This window comes from Janthinobacterium salmonicoloratum (genome assembly GCF_051380845.1).
GTDB lineage: Bacteria > Pseudomonadota > Gammaproteobacteria > Burkholderiales > Burkholderiaceae_D > Janthinobacterium > Janthinobacterium lividum_F.
This window is the reverse complement of sequence record NZ_JBNYXV010000001.1, coordinates 935789-957006: the sequence shown is the minus strand read 5'-3', so window position 1 is coordinate 957006 and position 21218 is coordinate 935789. Positions and strand designations below refer to the sequence as shown.

The window sequence follows — 21218 nt, the reverse complement described above, 5'->3', positions numbered from 1 at the left end:
ATCCTGAACAATCAATTCGTCATTGCACTCTTTATCAGATTGTAGATCAAGTCTATAGTTGTTGTACTGCAGCATAAATTGATTGCCGCAGGAAGTTCACAGGAGAAAAATCATGGGTCATCGGAATGGAATCTTTGCAGTGCTCGCTCTCGCTATGAGCTCGCTCGCTCTGGCCGCGATGGTATCGACGGATGCATACTCGTTGGCGGCGCAAAGCGAAGCCAGTGCGTATAGCGCCCTGACCCATGAAGTGGGCGGCGTCGCCCTGTTGTGCCTGAACGACACGGTGCTCGATGTTGCGGTGCAGCCGGTGGTGGCGCAATGAGCTTTGCCGAGACCGCGGCCGAACTGGCGCCTGGCCAGGCGCTGAAGATACGCGACATCCAGGTGCAGGGCGCGCAGGATGCGCTCGCCGCACGCGTCTACACGGCCGGCGTGCCGGGCGCCAAGCAGTCCAGCCTGATCGTCTTCTTCCATGGCGGCGGCTTTGTCGATGGCGACCTGGACGATGCGGACGACTTCCTGCGCTGTCTCGTGCTGAGCAACCCGGACCACGTGGTGCTGGCCGCGAACTACACTTTGGCGAAGGTGCGGCCATTCCCCGCCGCCGTGGAAGACGCGCATGCCGTGCTGCTGTGGGCAAAAAAGAACAAGTCCAAGCTGGGCTGGACGGGCAAGCAGATGGTGGTGTCGGGCATCGAAGCGGGCGCCAACCTGGCCGCCGTATGCGCCATGATGTCGCGCGACCGGGGCGGACCGCCCCTCGCGGGCCAGGTGCTGATCATGCCCATGCTCGACCCCGGCCTGTCGACCTGCTCGATGCGCCACTTGCCGAGCTGTCCGGACCTGGCGGAAGTGGCCGATCAATGCGCCGCCGCCTACCGTGGCTACCTGCCGAATGCCGCTGATCGTACCCATCCGTACGCGTCGCCATTGCAGTCGAGCCGCCTGAAGAACCTGCCGCCGGCGCTCATTCTTTCCAGCGAAGATGACCCATTGCGCGACGAAGCTGAACAATACGGCAGCAAACTGATCGCCTGCGGCATCAAGACCACCGTGCGGCGCATGGCCGCCGCGCCCCTGCAAGACGCGACTGCCCGCAATGAGTGCGCCTGCAAGGTGCAGGTATTGAGCGAAATTGCCAGCTTTGTCGCTGGACTGGGGCAGGAGTGCGAGTCATGACGCCGCCATCTGCGGCGCTGTAAAATAATTACACTAATCAGTTTACTTTTTGAGTTTCGGTTGCTACACTACGCAGTGTAGTTCCCATCTTGTCTGCGTTGTGCGCTCGCACAGCCAGCTTCGTCGTCTCCGTCCGCTTTTAAGCAGCTGGCGGCCTGTTTACCTTTGATCGAGCGCCGTCGGGCGCCATGGCACCACCACACGCTGCAGTTTCCATTTTTAGCTGGGTTGCTTTCTGCCGCCCATACCATTAGAAATTTTCATAAAACAGGGAAATAAAATGAAAAACGTTCAACAATTTTCCACTCTGCTGAAGCCCTTGGCTGCCTCGTTGGCGCTGGCAGGACTGGTGGCCGTGAGCCTGGCTGGCTGCGATTCGGCCAACAGCAAGGTGCCCGACGCGCCAGCGGCCGGCGGCCCGCCCATCTCGGCCGCCGCCGTCATTGAAAAACAGATCACGGAAACCCAGGAATTCTCGGGCCGCCTGGAAGCGATCGAGCGCGTGGAAATCCGCTCGCGCGTCGGCGGCTTCATCACGGCCGTCAATTTCAAGCCGGGCAGCGAAGTGAAAAAGGGCGAGGTGCTGTTCGTCATCGATCCGCGCCCATTCCAGGCCGAAGTGTCGCGCGCCGAAGGCACGGCTGCCTCGGCCCGCGCCAAGGCGGAACTGGCCAAGCTGGAACTGTCGCGCGCTGAAAAGCTGCTGGCTGAAAAAGCCATCGCCCAGCGCGAATTCGATGAAAAGGCCTCGGGCCTGAAAGAGCTGGATGCCAACGCCCGCTCGGCGCAAGCCGCGTATGAAGCGGCCAAGCTGAACCTGTCCTACACGCAGGTGCAGGCACCGATCAGCGGCCGTGTCAGCAAGGCGGAAATCACCGTCGGCAACCTGATCGACGCTTCCGCCATCCTCACCTCGGTGGTGTCGACGGACCGCATCTACGCCAGCTTCGACGGCGATGAAGATACGTATCTGCGCGTGGCCGGCACGGCGCAAAAGGGCACGCCCGTCACCGTCAAGGTGGGCCTGGCCAACGAAACGGGCTTCCCGCATGAAGGCAAGCTGGAATTCGTCGACAACCAGCTCGACCCGGCCACGGGCAGCGTGCGCATGCGCGCCACCTTCGCCAACGCCGAGCGCCAGCTGGTGCCTGGCCTGTTCGCGCGCATCCAGCTCGATGGCGGCAATGGCCCGCAGGCGCAAAGCACGGCGCTGTTGATCAGCGACCGCGCCGTCGGCACGGATCAAAGCCGCAAATATGTGTACGTGGTGGGCGCCGATAACAAGGCCGAATACCGCGCCGTCAAGCTGGGCCCGACCTCGGACGGCTTGCGCGTCGTACGCGAAGGCTTGAAAGCGGGCGAAAAGATCGTCGTCAACGGCTTGCAGCGCGTGCGCCCCGGTGCGCCCGTGACGCCGCAGATGGTCGCCATGGATTTCGACCCGACCGCACCAGTCGCTCCTGCAAAACCTGAAGCAAAAGACGCCAAGATCGCCGCGAAAGCAGCATCGACTTCCAAGGAATAAACATGAATTTTTCCCGCTTTTTCATCGACAAGCCGATTTTCGCGGCGGTGCTGTCGATAGTCATATTCGTGGCCGGGCTGCTGTCGATATTCGGCCTGCCCATCTCCGAATATCCCGACGTCGTGCCGCCATCCGTGGTGGTGCGCGCGCAGTACCCGGGCGCCAACCCGAAAGTGATCGCTGAAACCGTGGCCGCGCCGCTCGAAGAGCAGATCAACGGCGTCGAGAACATGCTGTACATGTCCTCGCAAAACACATCGGACGGCTCGATGATGCTGACCGTGACCTTCAAGATCGGCACCAACGTGGAGCAGGCCGAGACGCAGGTGCAGAACCGCGTGCAGCGCGCCTTGCCGCGCCTGCCCGAGGAAGTGCGCCAGATCGGCGTGACGACCGTCAAGTCCTCGCCCAATCTGACCATGGTGGTGCACCTGGTCTCGCCAAACAAGCGCTATGACGACATGTATCTGCGTAACTACGCGGTGCTGAACGTCAAGGACCAGTTGGCCCGTTTGTCCGGCATGGGCGACATCCAGATCTTCGGCGCGGGCGACTACGCGATGCGCATCTGGCTCGACCCGCAAAAGGTGGCGGCGCGCGGCATGACGGCCAATGACGTCGTCGACGCCATCCGCGAGCAGAACGTGCAAGTGGCCGCCGGCGTGATCGGCGCCTCGCCAGCGAAGAACTCGGACTTCCAGCTGACCGTCAATACCCAGGGCCGTCTGCAGACGCCCGAGGAATTTGGCGCCATCATCGTGCGCACGAATGCCGACGGCGCCGTGACGCTCCTGAAGGACGTGGCGCGCGTGGAAATGGGTGCCAACAGCTACTCGCTGCGTTCGCTGCTGAACAATAATCCGGCCGTCGGCATGGGTATTTTCGAGGCACCGAATGCCAACGCGCTGCAATTGTCGTCCGACGTGCGCGCCAAGATGGAGGAACTGAAAAAAGACTTCCCGCAAGGCGTGGAATACCGCATCGAGTACGACCCCACGCAGTTCGTGCGCTCGTCTATCGAAGCCGTGATCCATACCCTGCTCGAAGCGATTGCCCTGGTGGTGCTGGTGGTGATCATCTTCCTGCAAACCTGGCGCGCATCGATCATTCCGCTGCTGGCCGTCCCCGTGTCGATTGTCGGTACCTTTGCCGTGATGCTGGGCTTTGGCTTCTCGATCAACACCCTGTCGCTGTTCGGCCTCGTGCTGGCTATCGGTATCGTCGTCGATGACGCCATCGTGGTGGTGGAAAACGTCGAGCGCAATATAGAGGAAGGCTTGTCGCCGCGCGACGCCACCATCCAGGCCATGAAAGAGGTGAGCGGTCCTATCGTCGCCATCGCCCTGGTGCTGTGCGCCGTGTTCGTGCCGATCGCCTTCGTGCCCGGCCTGTCGGGTGAGTTCTACCGCCAGTTCGCGCTGACCATCGCCATTTCGACGGTGATCTCCGCTTTCAGCTCGCTGACCCTGGCGCCAGCCCTGTCGGCCGCGCTGCTGAAACCGCACGATGCGCCGAAAGATGCGCTGACGCGCGGCATGGACATGGTCTTCGGCCGCTTCTTCGCCTGGTTCAACCGCTTCTTCGGCCGCGCTTCGCACCGCTACGAAGCGGGCGTGAAGGGCGTGTTGGGCCGCAAGAGCGCTTCCCTGGGCGTGTATGCGCTGCTGGTCGTTGCCGCCATCTTCACCTTCAAGTCCGTGCCGGCCGGCTTCGTGCCAGCGCAGGACAAGCAATACCTGGTGGGCTTTGCGCAATTGCCTGACGCCGCCTCGCTGGACCGCACGGAAGATGTCGTGCGCCGCATGTCCGACGTCATCAAGTCGGTGCCCGGCGTCGAATCGACCATCGCCTTCCCCGGCCTGTCGATCAACGACTTCACCAATGCACCGAACGCCGGTATCGTGTTCGCCACGCTGAAGCCGTTCGACGAGCGCACCACCAAGGAATTGTCGGGTGGCGCCATCGCGGCCGAGATCAACAAGCGCCTGGGCGGTATCCAGGACGCCTTCATCATGGTCTTCCCGCCACCGCCCGTCAACGGCCTGGGCACCATCGGCGGCTTCAAGATGATGATCGAAGACCGCGGCAACCTCGGTTACGACGCGCTGTACAACGCCACCCAGGCCCTGGCCGCGAAAGCGTACCAGACGCCGGAATTGGCGGGCGTGTTCTCGGGCTACCAGATCAACGTGCCGCAGCTGTTTGCCGACGTCGACCGCGTGAAAGCCAAGCAGATGGGCGTGCAGCTGCAAACGATTTATCAGACCTTGCAGATCAACCTCGGTTCGCTGTACGTGAATGACTTCAACCAGTTTGGCCGCACCTACCAGGTGCGCGTGCAGGCGGATGCCGTGTTCCGTTCGCATGCCCAGGATATCGCGCAGCTGAAGGTCCGTAATAACAAGGGCGAGATGATTCCCCTGTCGTCGCTGATGCGCGTCAAGGATAGCTATGGTCCGGACCGCGTGCAGCGCTACAACGCCTACGCCGCAGCCGACTTCAACGGCGGCGCCGCACCTGGCGTGTCGAGTGGCCAGGCGCAAGTCGCACTGGAACGCATCGCCAAGGAAGTGCTGCCGCAGGGGATTTCGTATGAGTGGACAGAGCTGACCTATCAGGACATCTTGTCCGGCAATACGATGATTTATGTCTTCCCGCTGTGCGTGCTGCTGGTGTTCCTGGTGCTGGCCGCCCAGTACGAAAGCTGGACCTTGCCGCTGGCCGTGATCCTGATCGTGCCGATGTCGATCCTCTGCGCGCTTCTTGGCGTGAAGCTGACCGGCGGCGACAACAATGTGTTCACCCAGATCGCGCTGTTCGTGCTGGTGGGGCTGGCGTCGAAGAATGCGATTCTGATCGTGGAATTTGCCCGCGAACTGGAAGAGCATGGCCGCACCGTCGTGCAAGCGGCGCTGGAAGCGTGCCGTCTGCGTTTGCGTCCGATTCTGATGACGTCGATCGCCTTCATCATGGGCGTGGTGCCCCTGGTGTTCTCGCACGGCGCCGGTTCGGAAATGCGCCATGCCATGGGCGTGGCGGTGTTCGCCGGCATGCTGGGCGTGACCTTCTTCGGCCTGTTCCTGACGCCCGTGTTCTACGTACTGCTGCGCACCCTGGCGCAGCGTTTTGAGAAAAACCCAGCCACCGTTGCCGCCAAGCCTGTCGCCGCGCCAGCGCTGGACCTGGAAGGAGATATATATTGAAAACCAAGGAAATCATCTGGCGTGTCAAGCCTGTGCTGACCGCCATGGCAGCGGCCGTGCTGTTGGCGGCCTGCGCGGCGCCGGAGTTCAAGCAGCCGCAGATCGAGACGCCGACGGCGTTCAAGGAAGCGCAAACCTTGCCGGCCGTGCAGACGGCGGCCGACGGCACGCGCTGGAAGCAGGGCGTGCCAGCCGAGCGCCAGGCGCGCGGCGAATGGTGGCTGGCGTTTAATGATCCGGCTTTGACCAGCTTGATCAATGAAGCCACGCAGGCCAATGCCAACCTGGCTGTCGCCGCCGCCCGCGTCAAGCAGGCGAGGGCGATTGCCGGCATCGCCGAAGCGGACCGCATCCCGCAAGTGGGCGTCAACGTGGGCGGCCAGCGCAACCGCGCTTCCGCCGTGTCGCTCAGCTTGCCGAACGGCGCGCCGGTGGCGGCCACGAATGTCTACCAGGCCAACCTGACGGCCAGCTACGAAGTCGATTTGTTCGGCAGAGTGGCATCGAACGTCAGCGCCTCGCGCAGCGATGCGCTGGCCGTGGAAGCGACCTACCGCTCGGTGCTGCTGTCCTTGCAGGCCGACGTGGCGCAGACGTATTTCCAGCTGCGCGCCACGGACGCCGAACTGGCGACCCTGGAACAGACGGTGCGCCTGCGCGAGGAAAGCGTGCATGTGAATCAGCGCCGCTATGACCTGGGCGACATCGGCGAATTCGACCTGTCGCGTGCCCGCACGGAGCTGTCGACGACGCGCGCCGAAGCCATCGGCCTGCAGCGCCAGCGCGCCACCAGCGAGCATGCGCTGGCTGTCCTGCTGGGCAAGCCGGCCGCCAGTTTCACGGCGGGCGTCAACCCGCTGCAGGATAGCGGCTTCCTGCCCGTGATCCCGGCCGGCATGCCGTCATCCCTGCTGGAACGCCGTCCCGATATCGCGTCGGCGCAGCGCACCATGGAAGCGTCGAATGCGCGCATCGGCGTGGCGAAATCTGCCATGTTCCCGGCCTTGACCCTGAACGCCTCCGGCGGCGGCGCGTCCGATACCTTCTCGGATATCTTCAAGTGGAGCAGCCGCTCCTGGCTGCTGGGCGCCCTGATGTCGATGCCCATCATCGACGGCGGACGCAATAAAGCTGCCGTGAGCCGCAGCGAAGCGCAGCTGGAAGAGTCGGTGGCGACGTATCGCCAGAGCGTGCTGGTGGCCTTCGCCGAGGTGGAAGACAACCTGGCCGGCTTGCGCATCCTGTCGGGCCAGACGCAGCAGATCGACGAAGCCGTCGTCTCGGCGCGCCGCTCGGCCGACCTGGCGCAAAAGCTGTACGACGCGGGCCGTTCCAGCTACCTCGATCTGCTCGACGCGCAGCGCAACCTGGCGGCCATCGAGCGCAACGCCGTGCAATTGCGCGGCAACCGCGCCGTCACTACGGTGGCGCTGATCCGCGCCCTGGGCGGCGGCTGGGGCGAGACGGAGCCGCAAGTGGCGGCCAACTAGTTTCCCGGCACCGCGGGCTGGAGTATTCCGGCCCGCGACGCGGGAGCCTGTCAAGAACGGCGTCGTGCACAGCACGGCGCCGTTTTTTTGTTTTCTGCAAGTTGAATCCGTTTGCGGACAGGCCGCGTAAATACTCCTGCAATCACGCAAACGCAGTCATTCAGGAGATATCAACATGCGCACCTTCCTTCCCGCAGCACTACTTGTCACCTCCCTCACTTCCATGCTGGCCGCCAGCGCCCCCTTTGCCGCCGACATGAGCACCATGGTGGGTGGACAGAGCATGTATCCATCCAAGGACATCGTCGATAACGCCGTCAATTCGGCTGACCACACAACCCTGGTCGCCGCCGTCAAGGCAGCAGGCCTGGTCGACACCCTGAAAGGCAAGGGGCCCTTTACCGTGTTCGCGCCGACGAATGCGGCCTTCGGCAAGCTGCCCGCCGGTACCGTCGAGACCCTGGTGAAGCCGGAAAGCAAGGCGACCCTGACGAACATCCTCACCTACCACGTGGTGCCCGGCAAATACGACTTCAAGGCGCTGGCCAGGGAAATCAAGATGCACGACGGTAAAGCCACCTTGCCCACGGCCAGCGGGGGCAAGCTGATGTTCGCCATGAACGGCATGCACAACATCGTCGTGATGGATGAGGGCGGCAACAGCGCCAACATCAGCACCTATGACGTGTACCAGTCGAATGGCGTGATCAATGTCATCGACACGGTGCTGATGCCAAAATAAGAGAACGAAAAAAAAGACAGGGAAAACCCTGTCTTTTTGCTTGGTGCTGCCTCGATTACTTGGCTGGCGCTGCTGCCGGTGCGGAAGCAGCCGCTGCGGCCGGAGCTGCAGGCGTTGCAGGTGCTGCTTTCTTCGCCTTGTGATGCTTGGCTTTCTTGTGCGCCGCTGGCTTGACGGCTGCTGCCGGCGCTTCGGCCTTGGCGACAGGGGCGACGACAGGAATCGGTGCCACTGGTGCGACTGGCGCGACGGCTGGGGTCTGGGCGAAGGCAGCGGTGGCGAACAGGCTGGCGATGAGGGTGGCGATGACTTTTTTCATTTTAATATCCTTGATGTGTGTGGTCAGTAAAGTGTGTCGGAATTATTTGGCTGGAGCCGCTTCAGCGGTGGCCGATGCCAGCTTTTCGTCAGCCTTGGCCTTGGTTTTCTTGGCCTTGTGGTGCGCCTTGGCTTTCGTGGTGGCCGCTTCCGCTTTGGCGCTGGCGACGTCGGTCTTGGCGGCGACGACTGCTTTCGCTTCTTTAGCGTCCGCTTTCACGACGGCTTGCGCTTCCTTGGCGTCGGCTTTCACGACAGCCTTGGTGTGGGCCGCTTCTACTTTGGCTGGAACCGAGGCTGCTGCGGTGGCATGCGCTGCCGGAGCTGCTGGCGTTTGAGCAAAGGCAGCGGTTGCAAACAGGCCGGCGATCAGGGTAACAATTGCTTTTTTCATGGTGCAGTCCTCAGTGGTGGTTTGTCTGGTATGTCTGTTGGTGCCGGGATGATTCCCGTGTCACTGAGCATAAAACGCGCCCCCGGACGCTTGCGTTGACGATCATTACAAACGCTTACATCTGCCTTGCATCCGCCTCCAGGATGGCTTTCAGGATGTCTTCCGAGCGGCGCTGTCCATAACCCTTGCCATAGGCGCTCGAGGCGATGCTGACCACCATGCGGCGCGCGGGTATCACGTAGATCTTGTTGCCGCCATTGCCCGAGGCGAAATGCACGGCGATCTTTTTTCCTCCGATGTCCTGCATCTTCGCGTACCAGAAATAGCCGTAGCTGTCGGCGTAGCGGTCCACGGCGCCGATGGCCACGCGCGGCGCCAGCGCGGCCTTGATCCAGGCGGCGTCGATCACCGTCTTGCCGTCAAATAGGCCGTCGTCCAGCACCATCTGGCCAATCTTTGCCGTGTCGCGCGCGCGCAGCGACAGATTGCCCTGGCCTTTCGGGTGGTGTGCCACGTCGCGGCCCCAGCTCCAGCGGGCGATGCCCAGTGGCGCAAACAACACCTTGGCGGCGTAATCTTCCAGGTCGGCGCCGCTGGCGCTTTCCACCATTCTGCCCGCGATGTACGACCCCAGTGAGTTGTAGCGGTAAGCGCTGCCCGGCGTTGTGGCAGCCGGTATGGCGCGCACGAAGGCGGCCGGGTCGGGTGCTTCATCGAGCTTGTCTTCATTGCCTGGCGACTGTTCGTCTTCATCGAAGGCAGCCAGGCCAGAACGCATGGTCAGCAAGTCGTCGAGCAGCACCTTGCCCGCCGGGCTGCCTGCGACTTCGGGCCAGTAGTCGCCCACGGTTTTTGTTGTCGCCAGCTGGCCGCGCGCCACGGCCGCGCCCACCAGCAGGGCGGTGATGCTCTTGCCGGCCGAGCGGATGTCGTGCAGGGTCTCGGCCGTCTCGCCGTTGTAATAGCGTTCGGCCACGACGGCGCCATCGCGCAGCACGACGACGGCGCGCAAGTCGCCATGGCTGTCGCGGTCCTGGGCTTGCAGGACTTGCTCAAGGGAGGCGGGGGTGTTTTGCGCATTGGCGGTGCAAGGCAGGCACAGGGCGGTAATCAGGAGCAAGGGCAGGTGGCGCATGGAATGGGCTTCACGGCGATGGTCGGAGTGCCAGTGTCCCTCATGTGCGGCGCTTTGTCGCGCATAAGCTGGCCTGTTCGATGAAGTTTGCATGAAGGCGCGCCATGCAAAAAGGACAGCCGAAGCTGTCCCTGGTACTGCGGGCAAGTGGCCACGCAAGCGCAGACCCGGCGGACGCGCTCCCGTGACGTCGTTCGCGCTTACTTCGCTGGCGCTGCCGGAACGGTTTCCGCCGCTTTTGCCGCATCCGCTTTCACTTTGGCTTTGCTGGCCTTGTGATGCGCCTTGGCCTTGGTGGCTTTGGCATCGGCCTTGGCGCTGGCCACGTCGGCTTTCGCATCGGCGACGACGGCCGCTTCTTTCGCATCGGCTTTCACGACGGCCTTGGTTTCCTTGGCTTCAGCCTTGACCACGGCTTTCGTATGGGCCGCTTCCGCCTTGGCGGGAACCGACGCTGCCGGGGCGGCAGGGGTTTGGGCGAAGGCTGCGGTAGCGAACAGGCTGGCGACGAGGGTAGCGATAACTTTTTTCATTTTATTTTCCTGGCAAGTGGTAAGTGAAGGTATGTCGATGATTACTTGGCTGCTGCTGGCGCGGCTTCAGCGGTGGCCGAAGCCAGTTTTGCATCGGCCTTGGCTTTCGTGTGCTTGGCCTTGTGATGGGCCTTGGCTTTCGTGGTGGCCGCTTCTGCTTTGGCGCTGGCTACGTCGGTCTTGGCGGCGACGACTGCTTTCGCTTCTTTGGCGTCCGCTTTCACGACGGCTTGCGCTTCCTTGGCGTCGGCTTTCACGACGGCCTTGGTGTGGGCTGCTTCCACTTTGGCGGGCGCTGCCGGGGCTGCTGCAGGAGCTGCTGGCGTTTGAGCAAAGGCAGCGGTAGCGAACAGGCCGGCGATCAGGGTAACAATTGCTTTTTTCATGGTGCAGTCCTCGGTGGTGGTTTGTCTGGTGTTTCTATTGGTGTCGGGATGATTCCCGTGTCACTGAGCAGAAAACGCGCCCCGGAAGGTTACGGTTGACCTTGTTTACACTTTCTTACAATCAGGTGATTTAAACGGCGTTAATGGGTAAAGGCGGCATGAAAATGCAAAAAGACAGCCGAAGCTGTCTTTTTGTGTCGCGTAGAAAACGCGCGGAGTTGCTTATTTGGCTGCTGCGGTCGCTTCAGTTTTGGCTTCGTCAGCTTTGGCCTTGGCTTTTTTCGCTTTGTGATGGGCTTTGGCCTTGGTAGCTTTGGCATCGGCCTTGGCACTGGCGACATCGGCTTTGGCATCGGCGGCGACAGCGGCTTCCTTGGCATCGGCTTTGACTACAGCCTTGGTTTCCTTGGCTTCTGCTTTTGCCACTTCCTTGGTGTGCTTGGCTTCGGCCTTGGCAGGCACTGCTGGCGTTTGAGCAAAGGCTGCGGTAGCGAACAAGCCGGCGATCAGAGTAGCGATTACTTTTTTCATGGTGCAGTTCCTCGAGAAGTGGGTTGTAGTTCAGGAGATGCATTTCCCCTGTCACTGAGCCAAAAACGCGCCGTACGGCAATAGCGTTGACAGCAATTGGGCCTAATTACAAAAAATTACATTTGCCGGGGCAGGCGCTCTGTTAGCTGGCGTACCGCGACACAGACGGCAGCAGCCTAGACTCGGTGCCATCTTCACCGCATGGGTCCGCCATGAAAGCCGCCTTGAAAACCTATCAAGCCAAGCGCAATTTCGCCGTCACGCCCGAGCCTGCAGGTGGCGACGAGGAAGCGGGCGAGGCGCTCACCTTTGTCATCCAGAAGCACTGGGCTAGCCGTTTGCACTATGACTTCCGCCTGGAACTGGACGGTACGATGAAAAGCTGGGCCGTGCCGAAAGGGCCCAGCTACGATCCGCGCGACAAGCGCATGGCGGTGCAGGTGGAAGACCATCCCATTTCGTATGCCAGTTTTGAAGGCACGATCCCCGAAAAGCAGTATGGCGCGGGCAAGGTCATCATCTGGGACAAGGGGACGTGGCAGCCCCAGCCAGCCATGCCCGATGCGCGCAAGGCGCTGGCGGCCGGCGAGCTGAAATTCACGCTGCATGGCCACAAGATGCATGGCAACTGGGTGCTGGTGCGCATGAAAGGCAAGGGGGACAAGCGCAGCGAAAAGCAGCCAGCCTGGCTGCTGATCAAGGAAAAAGACGATTATGCGCGGCCGGCGCTGGAATTTTCTGTCGTGGACGAGTTCCCCGACAGCGTCAAGAACAAGGCGATGCCCAAACGCAAGATGGCTGCTGCAGCACCGGATGCCGAGTTGCCCGCCACCCTGTCGCCGCAGTTGGCGACCCTGGCAGACGTTCCGCCGCCAAACCCGCAGGATTGGCTGTTCGAGGCGAAATTCGACGGTTACCGCATCCTCGCGCGTTGCGATGGCGATCAGATTGGCTTGATGACGCGCAATGGCAATGACTGGACGGCGAAATTGCCGAAACTGCGGCAAGCGCTGGAACAGCTGGGGCTGCCGTCAGGCTGGTATGACGGCGAAATCGTCGTCATGGACCCCAGCGGCCGCCCGGATTTTGGCGCGTTGCAGCGTGCGTTCGACGCGGAAACGACCAGCGCCATCGTGTATTACCTGTTCGATGTGCCGTATTTCGATGGCCACGATCTGCGGGGCCAGCCAGTCGAAGCGCGCAGGGCGTTGCTGGAACAGCTGCTGCAGAGTTTGCCCGCATCGCCGCTGGTGCGCTTCAGCGCCGCGCTCGATGCCGCGCCGCAGCAACTGCTGGACCACGCCTGCCGGCTGGGGCTGGAAGGGGTGATCGGCAAGCGGCGCGGCTCGCCTTACGTCATGCGCCGCTCGGGCGACTGGATCAAGCTCAAATGCGGGCTGCGCCAGGAATTCGTCATCGGCGGCTATACGGCGCCGCAGGGCGCGCGCGAAGGGATAGGTTCGTTGCTGCTGGGTGTGCATGATGAAGAGGGCAAGCTGCGCTACGCGGGCAATGTGGGCAGCGGCTTTGACGAAGCAAGCCTGCGCGACTTGCGGCGGCGCCTCGACGCGCTGGCCGTCGGGACCAGTCCGTTTGCTGGCAAGGCGGGCGGTGTGCGCCAGCCCATCTGGGCCAGGCCGAAGCTGGTGGCCGAGGTCAGTTTTGCGCAATGGACCAGCGGCGGGGCCGTGCGCCATGCCGTGTTTCACGGCTTGCGCGAGGATAAAAAGCCGGCCGCCATCGTGCGCGAGCGGGCGCAGCGGATCGACAGGGAGAAGACCATGCAGAAGCAATCCACGCCCGACAGCGTCTTGCCGGCCAGTTTCAAGGTCAGCCATGCGGACAGAGTGATCGACAAGGAGAGCGGCGCCAGGAAGATCGACCTGGTGCGCTACTACGCGCTGGTGGGCAAGCTGATGCTCGTGCATCTGCGGGGCCGGCCCGTGTCGCTGGTGCGCGCACCGGCCGGCGTGGGCGGCGAGCTGTTTTTCCAGAAACATGCCGATACGTCGGCCATGCCCGGTGTCAAACAGCTTGATCCTGGCCTCGACCCCGAGCATGCCGCCATGCTGGAAGTGGCCAGCGTACAGGGCTTGTTGTCGGCCGCGCAATGGAATGTGGTGGAATTTCACACGCAAAATGCGCTGGCCAGCGCCTATGACACGCCGAACCGCCTGGTGTTCGATCTGGACCCGGGCAAGGGCGTGGCCTGGCCCGCCATTCGCGAAGCGGCCGTGCTGCTGCGCGCCTTCCTGACGGAGCTGGGGCTGCCCGCCTGGCTGAAGACCAGCGGCGGCAAGGGCTTGCATGTGGTCGTGCCGATTCGCCCGAAACACGACTGGGATACAGTAAAGGCGTTTTCGCAAGCCATCGTGGCGCACATGGCGCAGCTGATCCCGCAGCGCTTCGTCTTGAAAAGTGGGCCGAGCAACCGCGTTGGCAAGATTTTCATCGATTATTTGCGCAATGGCCGGGGCGCCACCACCGTATGCGCGTGGTCGGCCCGCACGCGCTCGGGGCTGGGCATTTCCGTGCCGTTGGCCTGGGAGGAGCTCGACGAGCTGAAGGCGGGCGATCAGTGGAACGTGGGCAATGTCCACAGCCGCCTCGACGTGGGCAACGCGCCGTGGGATGGCTATGCGCGCAGCGCGAAGGGCCTCGATGCGGCGATGAAAAAGCTGGCCTTTACTCCTCCCGCTTGAAAGGCAGGACGACGCGCGCCAGTTGCAGCGCTTCGTCGATAGCCGCGTTGAGCTGGGGAATTTCGACGGGCTTGGTCAGGTAGCGGAAAAAGCCCGCCGCCAGGCCGTGCCGGATATCACCCTTCATGGCGTTGGCCGTCAAGGCGATGACGGGGATGTGCGCCGTGCGCGTATCGTTGCGCAGGATGCGCTGCGCCTGGTTGCCATTCATGCCCGGCAGGTTGATATCCATCAAGATCACATCGGGGCGGCGTTCCAGCGCCAGCGCGATACCCTGGCGCGCGTCGGTGGCCGAGATCATGCGCAGATGGGGCAGGAAACTGACGATGTCTTCCACCAGCCGCAGGCTGGCCGGATTGTCTTCCACGTACAGCAGCAGCGCCTGGCCGCCGGCATCGTCCCCGGCGCGCTCGGGCAGATATTCCGTTTCCCGCTGCCGGTTGGCGGGTGGCGCGGCCATGGTGTCGAGTTCGATCCAGAACACGCTGCCCACGCCGACGCAGCTGTGCACGCCCATGCTGCCGCCCATCAGCTCGACCAGGCGCTTGGTGACGACCAGGCCGATGCCCGTGCCTTCCTCGCTGCCCGCTTCCTGTCCCAGGCGGTTAAAAGGCTGGAACAGTTCCGCCATCTGCGCGTCGTTCAGTCCCTTGCCTGTGTCGCGGATGGCGATGCGCACACGCTGCGGCTCGGGCCGCGAGATTTCCAGCGTCACCTTGCCGGCCGGGCGGTTGTACTTGATGGCGTTCGAGAGCAGGTTCAGCAGCACTTGCTTGAGGCGCGTATGGTCGGCCCTGAGCGTCAGCGGCTCGCATTCCGGCAGAAGCAGGTGGATCTGGCGCTGCTGCGCCTGTTCTTCCACCATCACGCGTACTTCCTCCAGCAGCGCGGGCAGCGCCACCGGCTCGATCGACAGGCTCAGGCTGCCTGACTCGATCTTCGCCAGGTCGAGGATTTCATTGATCAGGGTGAGCAGGTGGCGGCCCGAGGTGACGATGTTTTGCACGAAGGTGCGTTTTTGCAGCACGGTCGCGGGCAGGGCTTCATTGGCCAGCAGCTGGGCAAAGCCGAGGATGGCGTTCAGCGGCGTGCGCAGTTCATGCGACATGCTGGTGAGAAAGCGGTCCTTCGCCTGGCTGGCCCGCTCGAGTTCGATTTTCTGTTCGTTGAGCGTGCGTTCGATGCGCTTGCGCTCGGTGATGTCGCGGATGGCCGACGAAACCAGCACACCTTCGTCCGTTTCCAGCGGCGATAGGCTGATTTCGACGGGAAACTCGGTGCCATCGCGGCGCAAGCCGTACAGTTCCAGGCCCGCGCCCATGGAGCGGGCGCGCGGCGCCGTGGAAAAGGCCAGGCGGTGGTGCGGATGCTCGGCGGCGTAGCGGGCCGGGATCAGCACTTCCACATTGCGCCCAAGCAACTCTGCGCGGGAATAGCCGAACAGGCGTTCCGTCTGCGAATTGACGAGCACAATCTCGCCATCGCCATTGACGATGACGATGGCGTCCGGCGCCGATTCGAGCAGGCCGCGGAACTTTTGCTCGGCACGGCGGCGGTCGCTGACGTCGCGGATGGCGCTGATGACGAAGGCGCCGATCTCCGTCTGGATGGGCGACAGGCTGATTTCCACGGGGAACTCGACGTTGTCCTTGCGCAAGCCCAGCAATTCCAGGTCGGCGCCCATGGTGCGCGTGCGCGGCTGGTCGAAATAGCGCGCGCGGTGCCCCACGTGCGCATGACGCAGGCGTTGCGGCAGCAGGCTATCGATTTGCCTGCCGTTCAATTCGCCTTCCGCGTAACCGAACAGGCGCTGCGCTTGCTGGTTGGCCAGCACGATGGCGCCCGTGGCATTGACCATGATGACGCTGTCCGGCGTCGATTCGAACAGCACGCGGTAGCGTACGTCGACGAACTGGGCGTCGCGCGCCGCCTTCAGCAAGGTCGTGTCCTTCATGGTGGAAATCAGGTAGCGGGGGCCGTCCGGCACCGCGTGGGCGGCCTGGCACGCCACATCGACGTAGATGAGTTCACCATCCTTGCGCCGCCGCAGCGATTCGCGGTCGTAGCTGCCGTGCAGGGTCAGCTGCTCGTCGATCAGCGGGTCTGCCTCGGCTTGTCCTGGCAGCGAGATCAGTTCCCACAGCGTGCGGCCCAGCGCTTCCTCGCTGGCATAGCCGAAAATGCGCTGCGCCCCGGCCGTCCAGCGCACGATGGCATGGTCTTCGTTCGTGATGATTACGCCGCCAGGGGCGCCGCTGAGGATAAGCTGATCTAACTCGGCATCCATTGTTTTCCGCACGCATGACAGGGCTAGCCGGGTGGCAGGCTGTGTGCATAACGTAGCGAGAAGCCTGATCAAAGTCAACGCATTTATATGAATGAAGAGCCCCCGGACGGGGGCACGCGCTTCAGGCCGCCTTGCGCTTGGCTGGCGGCGGTTTGCGGGAGGCGGACGAGGCCGCGCGCTTGCGGGCGGGCGCCGCGGGCGGCTTCTTGCCCAGGCTTTGCTGCAGCAGGGCGACCAGGTCGATCACATTGCTGCCGTGCTCTTCCGCCGGCTCCGGCGCGGGTGCGGTGATGGTCTTGGTCTGCCTGGCCTTGATTTTTTTCTTGACCAGCGCCAGCACGTCTTCGCGGTAGCTGTCGCGGTATTGCTCGGGGTCCCACGCTTCGCTCATGCCATCCACCAGCGACAGGGCCATCTTGATTTCCTTGTCGGAAATGCCCGCCGCCTTCAGGCTGCTGCCAGGCAAGTCCAGGTCAGCCGTGGGGCGGATTTCATCGGCGTAGCGCAGGGTGTTGAGCACGATGGCGTCGCCCACGCACACGAGCGCGCACAAATGTTGCTTGGTGCGCATGACCACGCTGGCGATGCCCACCTTATTTGCCTTGCGCAAGGTCTCGCGCAGCAAGGCATAGACTTTCTCGCCGCCCTTGGCGGGCAGCAAATAATACGGATGCTCGTAAAAGGTCAGCGGCACCTCGACCGCATCGACAAAGGTCAAGATGGCGATGGTTTGCGTGGCTTTCACATTGGCCTGCCTTAAATCTTCCTCGGACAGCACCACGTACTCATCCGTCTTGTATTCATAGCCCTTGATGATGTCGTCCCACTCGACTTCCTTGCCCGTCTTCTTGTTGTAGCGCTTGTAGCCGATGGGCGCGAAGTCGCGCCGGTCCAGCATGGACAAGTCCAGTTCATGGTCGCGGCTGGCGGAAATCAGCTCGACGGGGATATGTACGAGGCCGAAGCTGATGGCGCCTTTCCATAGTGCGCGCGCCATCGCTTATCCTCCCACGCTGCCGGTGACGGGCAGGACGATGCCCGTGATATAGCTGGAACAGGCGGGCGAGGCCAGGAAGACATACGCGGGCGACAGTTCTTCCGGCTGGGCCGGGCGGCGCATGTCCGTGTCCTGGCCGAATTTCTGGATGTCCTCGGGTGATTTGTCGGCCGGGTTGAGGGGCGTCCAGACGGGCCCGGGGGCGATGGCGTTCACGCGGATACCCTTGTCCAGCAAGTTGCCGGCCAGCGCCATGGTAAACGCATGGATGGCGCCCTTGGTGGTGGAATAGTCGAGCAAGTGCTTCGAGCCTTGCAAGCCCGTCACGGAACCTGTATTGATGATGGAGGCGCCCCGCTGCAAATGGGGCAGCACGGCCTTGGCCATGTGAAAGTAACCGTAGACATTGGTTTTCATGGTGAGGTCGAAGCGTTCTTCGCTCAGGTCCAGCAGCGATTCGGCGTGTTCCTGGAAGGCGGCGTTGTTGACCAGCACGTCGATGTGCGTGAACTTGTCCAGCACTAGGCTGACGGCTTGCTGGCAAAAGCCCTGCTCGCGCACATCGCCGGGAATCAAGAGGCAGCTCTGGCCTTCCGCTTCCACGTAGCGTTTCGTTTCGTTGGCGTCCGCGTGCTCGTTCAGGTAAATGATGGCCACGTCAGCCCTTTCGCGCGCGTACAGCACGGCCACGGCACGGCCGATGCCCGAATCGCCGCCCGTGATGATGGCCACCATGCCGGCCAGCTTGCCGCTGCCGCAGTAGTCGGGTGCCAGGAAACGGGGCTTCAATTGCATCTGCGCTTCGATGCCGGGCTTGTCCAGGTGCTGGGCTGGCAGGGGAGGGGCAGGCTGGCTGCGGCTGCCAGTCTGCACAGGCTGCTTGCTTTCCTTGCCTGGCTTGGCGGCATCGTGCTGCTTATCTTCCTGATCTTGCTCCTGCTGTATGCTGCGCTGCAAGTTACCGGTGGACTGATCCTTGTTCTCGTTCATGCTGGCCTCCGTGTAAACGAAGATCCAGTATCGGCGCGGCACCCGCATCCAACGGTGCGCTTGCTAACAGAGTGGCGCAAACGGGTGTAAAGTTATATGATGATTGACATAAATGTGGGAGGGCAGCATGAAAGTAAGCAGGGAGCAGGCGGCGCTGAACCGCGAGCGCATCGTGGACGTGGCCGCCAAGCTGTTCCGCGAAAAAGGCTATGACGGCATCGGCGTGGCCGACCTGATGAAGAACGCGGGCCTCACGCATGGCGGCTTCTATGGCCATTTCGCGTCCAAGGAAGACTTGATGATCGAAGCGTGCCAGCATGCGCTGGAGAAATCGCTGGAAGGCTGGCAGGCGAAGGTCGCCAGCGACCCGCAGCGGGCGTTGCCGGCGATTATCGACAACTATCTGACCACCCGGCACCGCGACCAGCCCGGCGGCGGCTGCCCGGCCGCGGCCATGGGCGTCGATGCGGCACGCATGTCGCCCGGTGCGCGTCCCGCCTTTACCAAGGCGACGCAGCAACAGTTCGCCTTGCTGCAGGGCTTGCTGCCGGAAGGGGTGCCGGGTTGCACGCAGGAGCGGCGGCGCCAGCAGGCGATCGCCACGTTTGCCGCCATGGTGGGCGCCATGGTGCTGGCCCGTTCTGTCGATGACGAGGCGCTGTCGGCAGAAATTCTCGATGCCGTGAAGGCGCAATTGCTGGCAGACTAAGCACGCTCCCCCTGTCAGCCGGCCTCGTCGCATGATAGGCTTCGGTTTTCAGATTTTGGGATCATCCATGCTGCTCTGGCTCAGGCAATACCGGCGTCCTCTGTTGGCCGGAGACATCACTGCCGGTATCGTTGTCGCCATGATGATGGTGCCGCAAGGCATGGCTTACGCGCTGGTGGCGGGCTTGCCTCCCGTGGTGGGCATCTACGCCAGCATCCTGCCGCCCGTGCTGTACGCCTTGTTCGGCAGCAGCATGACGCAATCGGTGGGCCCCATGGCCATCGTCTCGCTGATGACGGCCGCCGCACTTGCGCCGCTGGCCGACCCTGGTTCCTCCTTATACATCGTCCTGGCCGCCCAGCTGGCCTTCATCAGCGGCCTCGTCCTGCTATTGTGCGGCGTACTGCGCCTGGGCTTCATGGCCAGCTTTTTGTCGCGCCCCGTGATCAGCGGTTTCAGCAATGGCGCGGCGATCCTGATCATCTGGGGCCAGATCACGCCCTTGCTGGGCGCCACCTGGCCCCATTGGCACACGCCCAGCCTCGTGCTTGGGCTGTCCGGCCTGCTGTTCCTGTGGCTGGCCAAGCGCTACGCGTCGCGCCTGCTGCAGCGCTGCGGCTTGAACACGGTGGCGGCCGACGTGGGCGCGCGCCTGGCGCCGATGGTGCTGGTGCTGGCCGGCATCGCGCTCGTCGCCTATGGCGGCCTGGAAGCGATGGGCGTGCAGACGACAGGCCACGTGCCCAGCGGCTTGCCCGGCCTGAACCTGGCCACCTCAAGCGCCCATTGGCGCACCCTGTTGTCGCCGGCGCTCCTGATCGCCTTCATCATTTTCCTGATGAGCATGTCCGCCGCCCAGACCCTGGCGCAAAAACGGGGCGAGAAGCTGCATACGAACCGCGAACTGTTGGGTCTGGGCGCGGCCAACGTGGCCAGCGCGCTGTCGGGTGGCTTTCCCGTCACGGGTTCCATTTCGCGCTCGGCCGTCAATTTCCAGGCGGGCGCCAACACCCCCCTGGCCAGCATCATCACGGCCGGTCTGCTGGCGCTGGCGCTGGTGGCGCCCACGGGATGGCTGGCCCTGCTGCCGCTGCCCGTGCTGGCGGCCACCATCATCTTTGCCGTGAGCAGCCTGCTGGACTGGGATACCTTGAAACTGTCGTGGCGCTACGACCGCAGCGATGCGCTGGCCCTGCTGGCGACCACGGCCGGCGTGCTGGTGCTGGGCGTGGAAGCGGGCGTGGTGATCGGCGTGCTGCTGTCGATGGGCACCCTGATCTGGCGCGCCAGCCGTCCGCACATCGCCGTGCTGGGCCGTATTCCAAACAGTGAGCACTTCCGCAACGTGGAGCGCTATGAAGCGCAGACCCTGCCTGACGTCTTGCTGCTGCGCATCGATGCGGGCCTGTTCTTCGGCAACGTCGAAGCCGTCACGGAGCGCGTGGAAGACGAATTGCGCGGCCATCCGACGGCGCGCCACCTGGTGCTGGTGCTGTCGGCCGTCAACCAGATCGACAGCACGGCCTTGCTGGGCTTGATCGAACTCAACAGCGCGCTGATCAAACGCGGCATCAGCCTGAACCTGGCCGAAGTGAAGGGGCCAGTGATGGACCGCCTGCGCCAGAGCAGCCTGCTGCAAGACCTGAGTGGCAAGCTCTACCTGAGCACGGCGCTGGCGACAAACGATTTGAGCGGGAGCAAAGCATGACGATGGAATTGAATCTGCACGGCGAAGCGCGTGCCGTTGACACCATTGCTGCGCTGGAACAGGCGTTGCAGGAAGCACGGACCCTGGCGCAGTGCGAACTGTGGCTGACCAGGGCCACGGACGCGGAACAGGGCCCGGCCCTGTGCATGCTGCGCAATGGCGGCAATGCCTGGCTGATGTATCTGTCGGGTGAGGACGACTTGAGTTTTCATACCCTGGGCGACGAGGAGGCAGATGGCGCCTGCAGCTATCTGCTGGCCAATGGCCAGGTGGACGAGTATCCCGAGGCATGGTGCGTGGAGGTGGAACAGTGCCAACGTGCCTTTGTCGATTTTTTCAGGACAGGCGGCGCGCGGCCGGCCGCCATCGCGTGGGAGGCGGATTGA

The 21218-nt window shown here is 63.0% G+C and carries 19 protein-coding genes; 10 read left to right on the top strand and 9 right to left on the bottom strand.

Annotation, left to right across the window (positions count from 1 at the left end; translation table 11 throughout):
• The first annotated feature begins 154 nt into the window (after window positions 1–154).
• From ACQ4WY_RS04410 to ACQ4WY_RS04385, 6 genes are all read left to right on the top strand, one after another.
• On the top strand, window positions 155–325 hold the full coding sequence (locus ACQ4WY_RS04410; protein ID WP_353656495.1) for a hypothetical protein: 171 nt from the start codon (window positions 155–157) through the stop codon (window positions 323–325).
• Entirely contained in the window at window positions 322–1182 is an 861-nt protein-coding gene (locus ACQ4WY_RS04405) for an alpha/beta hydrolase (protein ID WP_436502986.1), read from the top strand. Before ACQ4WY_RS04410 ends, ACQ4WY_RS04405 begins: the two co-directional genes overlap by 4 nt.
• Window positions 1183–1462: 280 nt before the next feature.
• Complete coding sequence (locus tag ACQ4WY_RS04400) at window positions 1463–2707, top strand: efflux RND transporter periplasmic adaptor subunit (protein WP_436502985.1); 1245 nt, start codon at window positions 1463–1465, stop codon at window positions 2705–2707.
• Between the two features lie 2 nt (window positions 2708–2709).
• Window positions 2710–5910 carry an efflux RND transporter permease subunit gene (locus ACQ4WY_RS04395; protein ID WP_436502984.1) on the top strand — a complete coding sequence of 1067 codons (3201 nt, stop codon included), beginning with the start codon at window positions 2710–2712 and terminating at the stop codon, window positions 5908–5910.
• 44 nt (window positions 5911–5954) lie between these two features.
• Window positions 5955–7400, top strand: a complete 1446-nt coding sequence (locus ACQ4WY_RS04390; protein ID WP_353661001.1) for an efflux transporter outer membrane subunit — start codon at window positions 5955–5957, stop codon at window positions 7398–7400.
• 175 nt (window positions 7401–7575) lie between these two features.
• Entirely contained in the window at window positions 7576–8142 is a 567-nt protein-coding gene (locus tag ACQ4WY_RS04385; protein ID WP_436502983.1) for a fasciclin domain-containing protein, read from the top strand.
• A 55-nt stretch (window positions 8143–8197) separates the two neighbouring features.
• On the opposite strand, the gene ACQ4WY_RS04380 is transcribed toward ACQ4WY_RS04385, so the two are convergent.
• The 6 genes from ACQ4WY_RS04380 to ACQ4WY_RS04355 form a co-directional block, all read right to left on the bottom strand.
• A complete protein-coding gene (locus ACQ4WY_RS04380; protein WP_436502982.1) occupies window positions 8198–8461 on the bottom strand; it encodes a hypothetical protein in 264 nt (87 codons plus the stop codon).
• 42 nt (window positions 8462–8503) lie between these two features.
• Window positions 8504–8854 (bottom strand): hypothetical protein, encoded by a 351-nt coding sequence (locus ACQ4WY_RS04375; protein WP_426070330.1) that lies wholly within the window; start codon window positions 8852–8854, stop codon window positions 8504–8506.
• A 115-nt stretch (window positions 8855–8969) separates the two neighbouring features.
• A complete protein-coding gene (locus ACQ4WY_RS04370) occupies window positions 8970–9989 on the bottom strand; it encodes a serine hydrolase domain-containing protein (protein ID WP_436502981.1) in 1020 nt (339 codons plus the stop codon).
• 200 nt (window positions 9990–10189) lie between these two features.
• Window positions 10190–10522: a hypothetical protein gene (locus ACQ4WY_RS04365; RefSeq protein WP_436502980.1), complete on the bottom strand. Its 333-nt coding sequence runs from the start codon at window positions 10520–10522 to the stop codon at window positions 10190–10192.
• Window positions 10523–10563: 41 nt separating this feature from the next.
• Window positions 10564–10908: a hypothetical protein gene (locus tag ACQ4WY_RS04360; protein ID WP_436502979.1), complete on the bottom strand. Its 345-nt coding sequence runs from the start codon at window positions 10906–10908 to the stop codon at window positions 10564–10566.
• Window positions 10909–11130: 222 nt separating this feature from the next.
• Window positions 11131–11439, bottom strand: coding sequence for a hypothetical protein (locus ACQ4WY_RS04355; protein WP_436502978.1), 309 nt, complete (start codon window positions 11437–11439; stop codon window positions 11131–11133).
• Between the two features lie 212 nt (window positions 11440–11651).
• Between ACQ4WY_RS04355 and ligD the strand changes: the two genes are divergently transcribed.
• Window positions 11652–14141 carry a DNA ligase D gene (ligD, locus tag ACQ4WY_RS04350; protein ID WP_436502977.1) on the top strand — a complete coding sequence of 830 codons (2490 nt, stop codon included), beginning with the start codon at window positions 11652–11654 and terminating at the stop codon, window positions 14139–14141.
• Here the strand turns inward: ligD and ACQ4WY_RS04345 are convergent.
• The 3 genes from ACQ4WY_RS04345 to ACQ4WY_RS04335 all read right to left on the bottom strand — a co-directional run bounded on the left by ACQ4WY_RS04345 (window position 14125) and on the right by ACQ4WY_RS04335 (window position 18415).
• Window positions 14125–16428, bottom strand: coding sequence for a PAS domain S-box protein (locus ACQ4WY_RS04345; protein WP_436502976.1), 2304 nt, complete (start codon window positions 16426–16428; stop codon window positions 14125–14127). The genes ligD and ACQ4WY_RS04345 overlap by 17 nt on opposite strands.
• Window positions 16429–16549: 121 nt before the next feature.
• Window positions 16550–17425, bottom strand: a complete 876-nt coding sequence (gene ku, locus ACQ4WY_RS04340; protein WP_436502975.1) for a non-homologous end joining protein Ku — start codon at window positions 17423–17425, stop codon at window positions 16550–16552.
• Between the two features lie 3 nt (window positions 17426–17428).
• The gene (locus tag ACQ4WY_RS04335; protein WP_436502974.1) at window positions 17429–18415 is read right to left on the bottom strand and encodes an SDR family oxidoreductase; all 987 of its coding nucleotides are present in this window, start codon (window positions 18413–18415) and stop codon (window positions 17429–17431) included.
• Between the two features lie 127 nt (window positions 18416–18542).
• On the opposite strand from ACQ4WY_RS04335, the gene ACQ4WY_RS04330 reads away from it, so the two are divergent.
• From ACQ4WY_RS04330 to ACQ4WY_RS04320, 3 genes are all read left to right on the top strand, one after another.
• The gene (locus ACQ4WY_RS04330) at window positions 18543–19124 is read left to right on the top strand and encodes a TetR/AcrR family transcriptional regulator (RefSeq protein WP_436502973.1); all 582 of its coding nucleotides are present in this window, start codon (window positions 18543–18545) and stop codon (window positions 19122–19124) included.
• A gap of 67 nt (window positions 19125–19191) precedes the next feature.
• Window positions 19192–20832, top strand: coding sequence for a SulP family inorganic anion transporter (locus ACQ4WY_RS04325; protein WP_436502972.1), 1641 nt, complete (start codon window positions 19192–19194; stop codon window positions 20830–20832).
• The gene (locus tag ACQ4WY_RS04320) at window positions 20829–21218 is read left to right on the top strand and encodes an Imm1 family immunity protein (RefSeq protein WP_436502971.1); all 390 of its coding nucleotides are present in this window, start codon (window positions 20829–20831) and stop codon (window positions 21216–21218) included. Before ACQ4WY_RS04325 ends, ACQ4WY_RS04320 begins: the two co-directional genes overlap by 4 nt.

Bases quoted from the DNA above. Each gene is read 5' to 3' on its own strand.
- ACQ4WY_RS04410 (WP_353656495.1), top strand. From the start codon at position 155: ATGAGCTCGCTCGCTCTGGCCGCGATGGTATCGACGGATGCATACTCG.
- ACQ4WY_RS04405 (WP_436502986.1), top strand. From the start codon at position 322: ATGAGCTTTGCCGAGACCGCGGCCGAACTGGCGCCTGGCCAGGCGCTG.
- ACQ4WY_RS04400 (WP_436502985.1), top strand. From the start codon at position 1,463: ATGAAAAACGTTCAACAATTTTCCACTCTGCTGAAGCCCTTGGCTGCC.
- ACQ4WY_RS04395 (WP_436502984.1), top strand. From the start codon at position 2,710: ATGAATTTTTCCCGCTTTTTCATCGACAAGCCGATTTTCGCGGCGGTG.
- ACQ4WY_RS04390 (WP_353661001.1), top strand. From the start codon at position 5,955: ATGGCAGCGGCCGTGCTGTTGGCGGCCTGCGCGGCGCCGGAGTTCAAG.
- ACQ4WY_RS04385 (WP_436502983.1), top strand. From the start codon at position 7,576: ATGCGCACCTTCCTTCCCGCAGCACTACTTGTCACCTCCCTCACTTCC.
- ACQ4WY_RS04380 (WP_436502982.1), bottom strand. From the start codon at position 8,461: ATGAAAAAAGTCATCGCCACCCTCATCGCCAGCCTGTTCGCCACCGCT.
- ACQ4WY_RS04375 (WP_426070330.1), bottom strand. From the start codon at position 8,854: ATGAAAAAAGCAATTGTTACCCTGATCGCCGGCCTGTTTGCAACCGCT.
- ACQ4WY_RS04370 (WP_436502981.1), bottom strand. From the start codon at position 9,989: ATGCGCCACCTGCCCTTGCTCCTGATTACCGCCCTGTGCCTGCCTTGC.
- ACQ4WY_RS04365 (WP_436502980.1), bottom strand. From the start codon at position 10,522: ATGAAAAAAGTTATCGCTACCCTCGTCGCCAGCCTGTTCGCTACCGCA.
- ACQ4WY_RS04360 (WP_436502979.1), bottom strand. From the start codon at position 10,908: ATGAAAAAAGCAATTGTTACCCTGATCGCCGGCCTGTTCGCTACCGCT.
- ACQ4WY_RS04355 (WP_436502978.1), bottom strand. From the start codon at position 11,439: ATGAAAAAAGTAATCGCTACTCTGATCGCCGGCTTGTTCGCTACCGCA.
- ligD (WP_436502977.1), top strand. From the start codon at position 11,652: ATGAAAGCCGCCTTGAAAACCTATCAAGCCAAGCGCAATTTCGCCGTC.
- ACQ4WY_RS04345 (WP_436502976.1), bottom strand. From the start codon at position 16,428: ATGGATGCCGAGTTAGATCAGCTTATCCTCAGCGGCGCCCCTGGCGGC.
- ku (WP_436502975.1), bottom strand. From the start codon at position 17,425: ATGGCGCGCGCACTATGGAAAGGCGCCATCAGCTTCGGCCTCGTACAT.
- ACQ4WY_RS04335 (WP_436502974.1), bottom strand. From the start codon at position 18,415: ATGAACGAGAACAAGGATCAGTCCACCGGTAACTTGCAGCGCAGCATA.
- ACQ4WY_RS04330 (WP_436502973.1), top strand. From the start codon at position 18,543: ATGAAAGTAAGCAGGGAGCAGGCGGCGCTGAACCGCGAGCGCATCGTG.
- ACQ4WY_RS04325 (WP_436502972.1), top strand. From the start codon at position 19,192: ATGCTGCTCTGGCTCAGGCAATACCGGCGTCCTCTGTTGGCCGGAGAC.
- ACQ4WY_RS04320 (WP_436502971.1), top strand. From the start codon at position 20,829: ATGACGATGGAATTGAATCTGCACGGCGAAGCGCGTGCCGTTGACACC.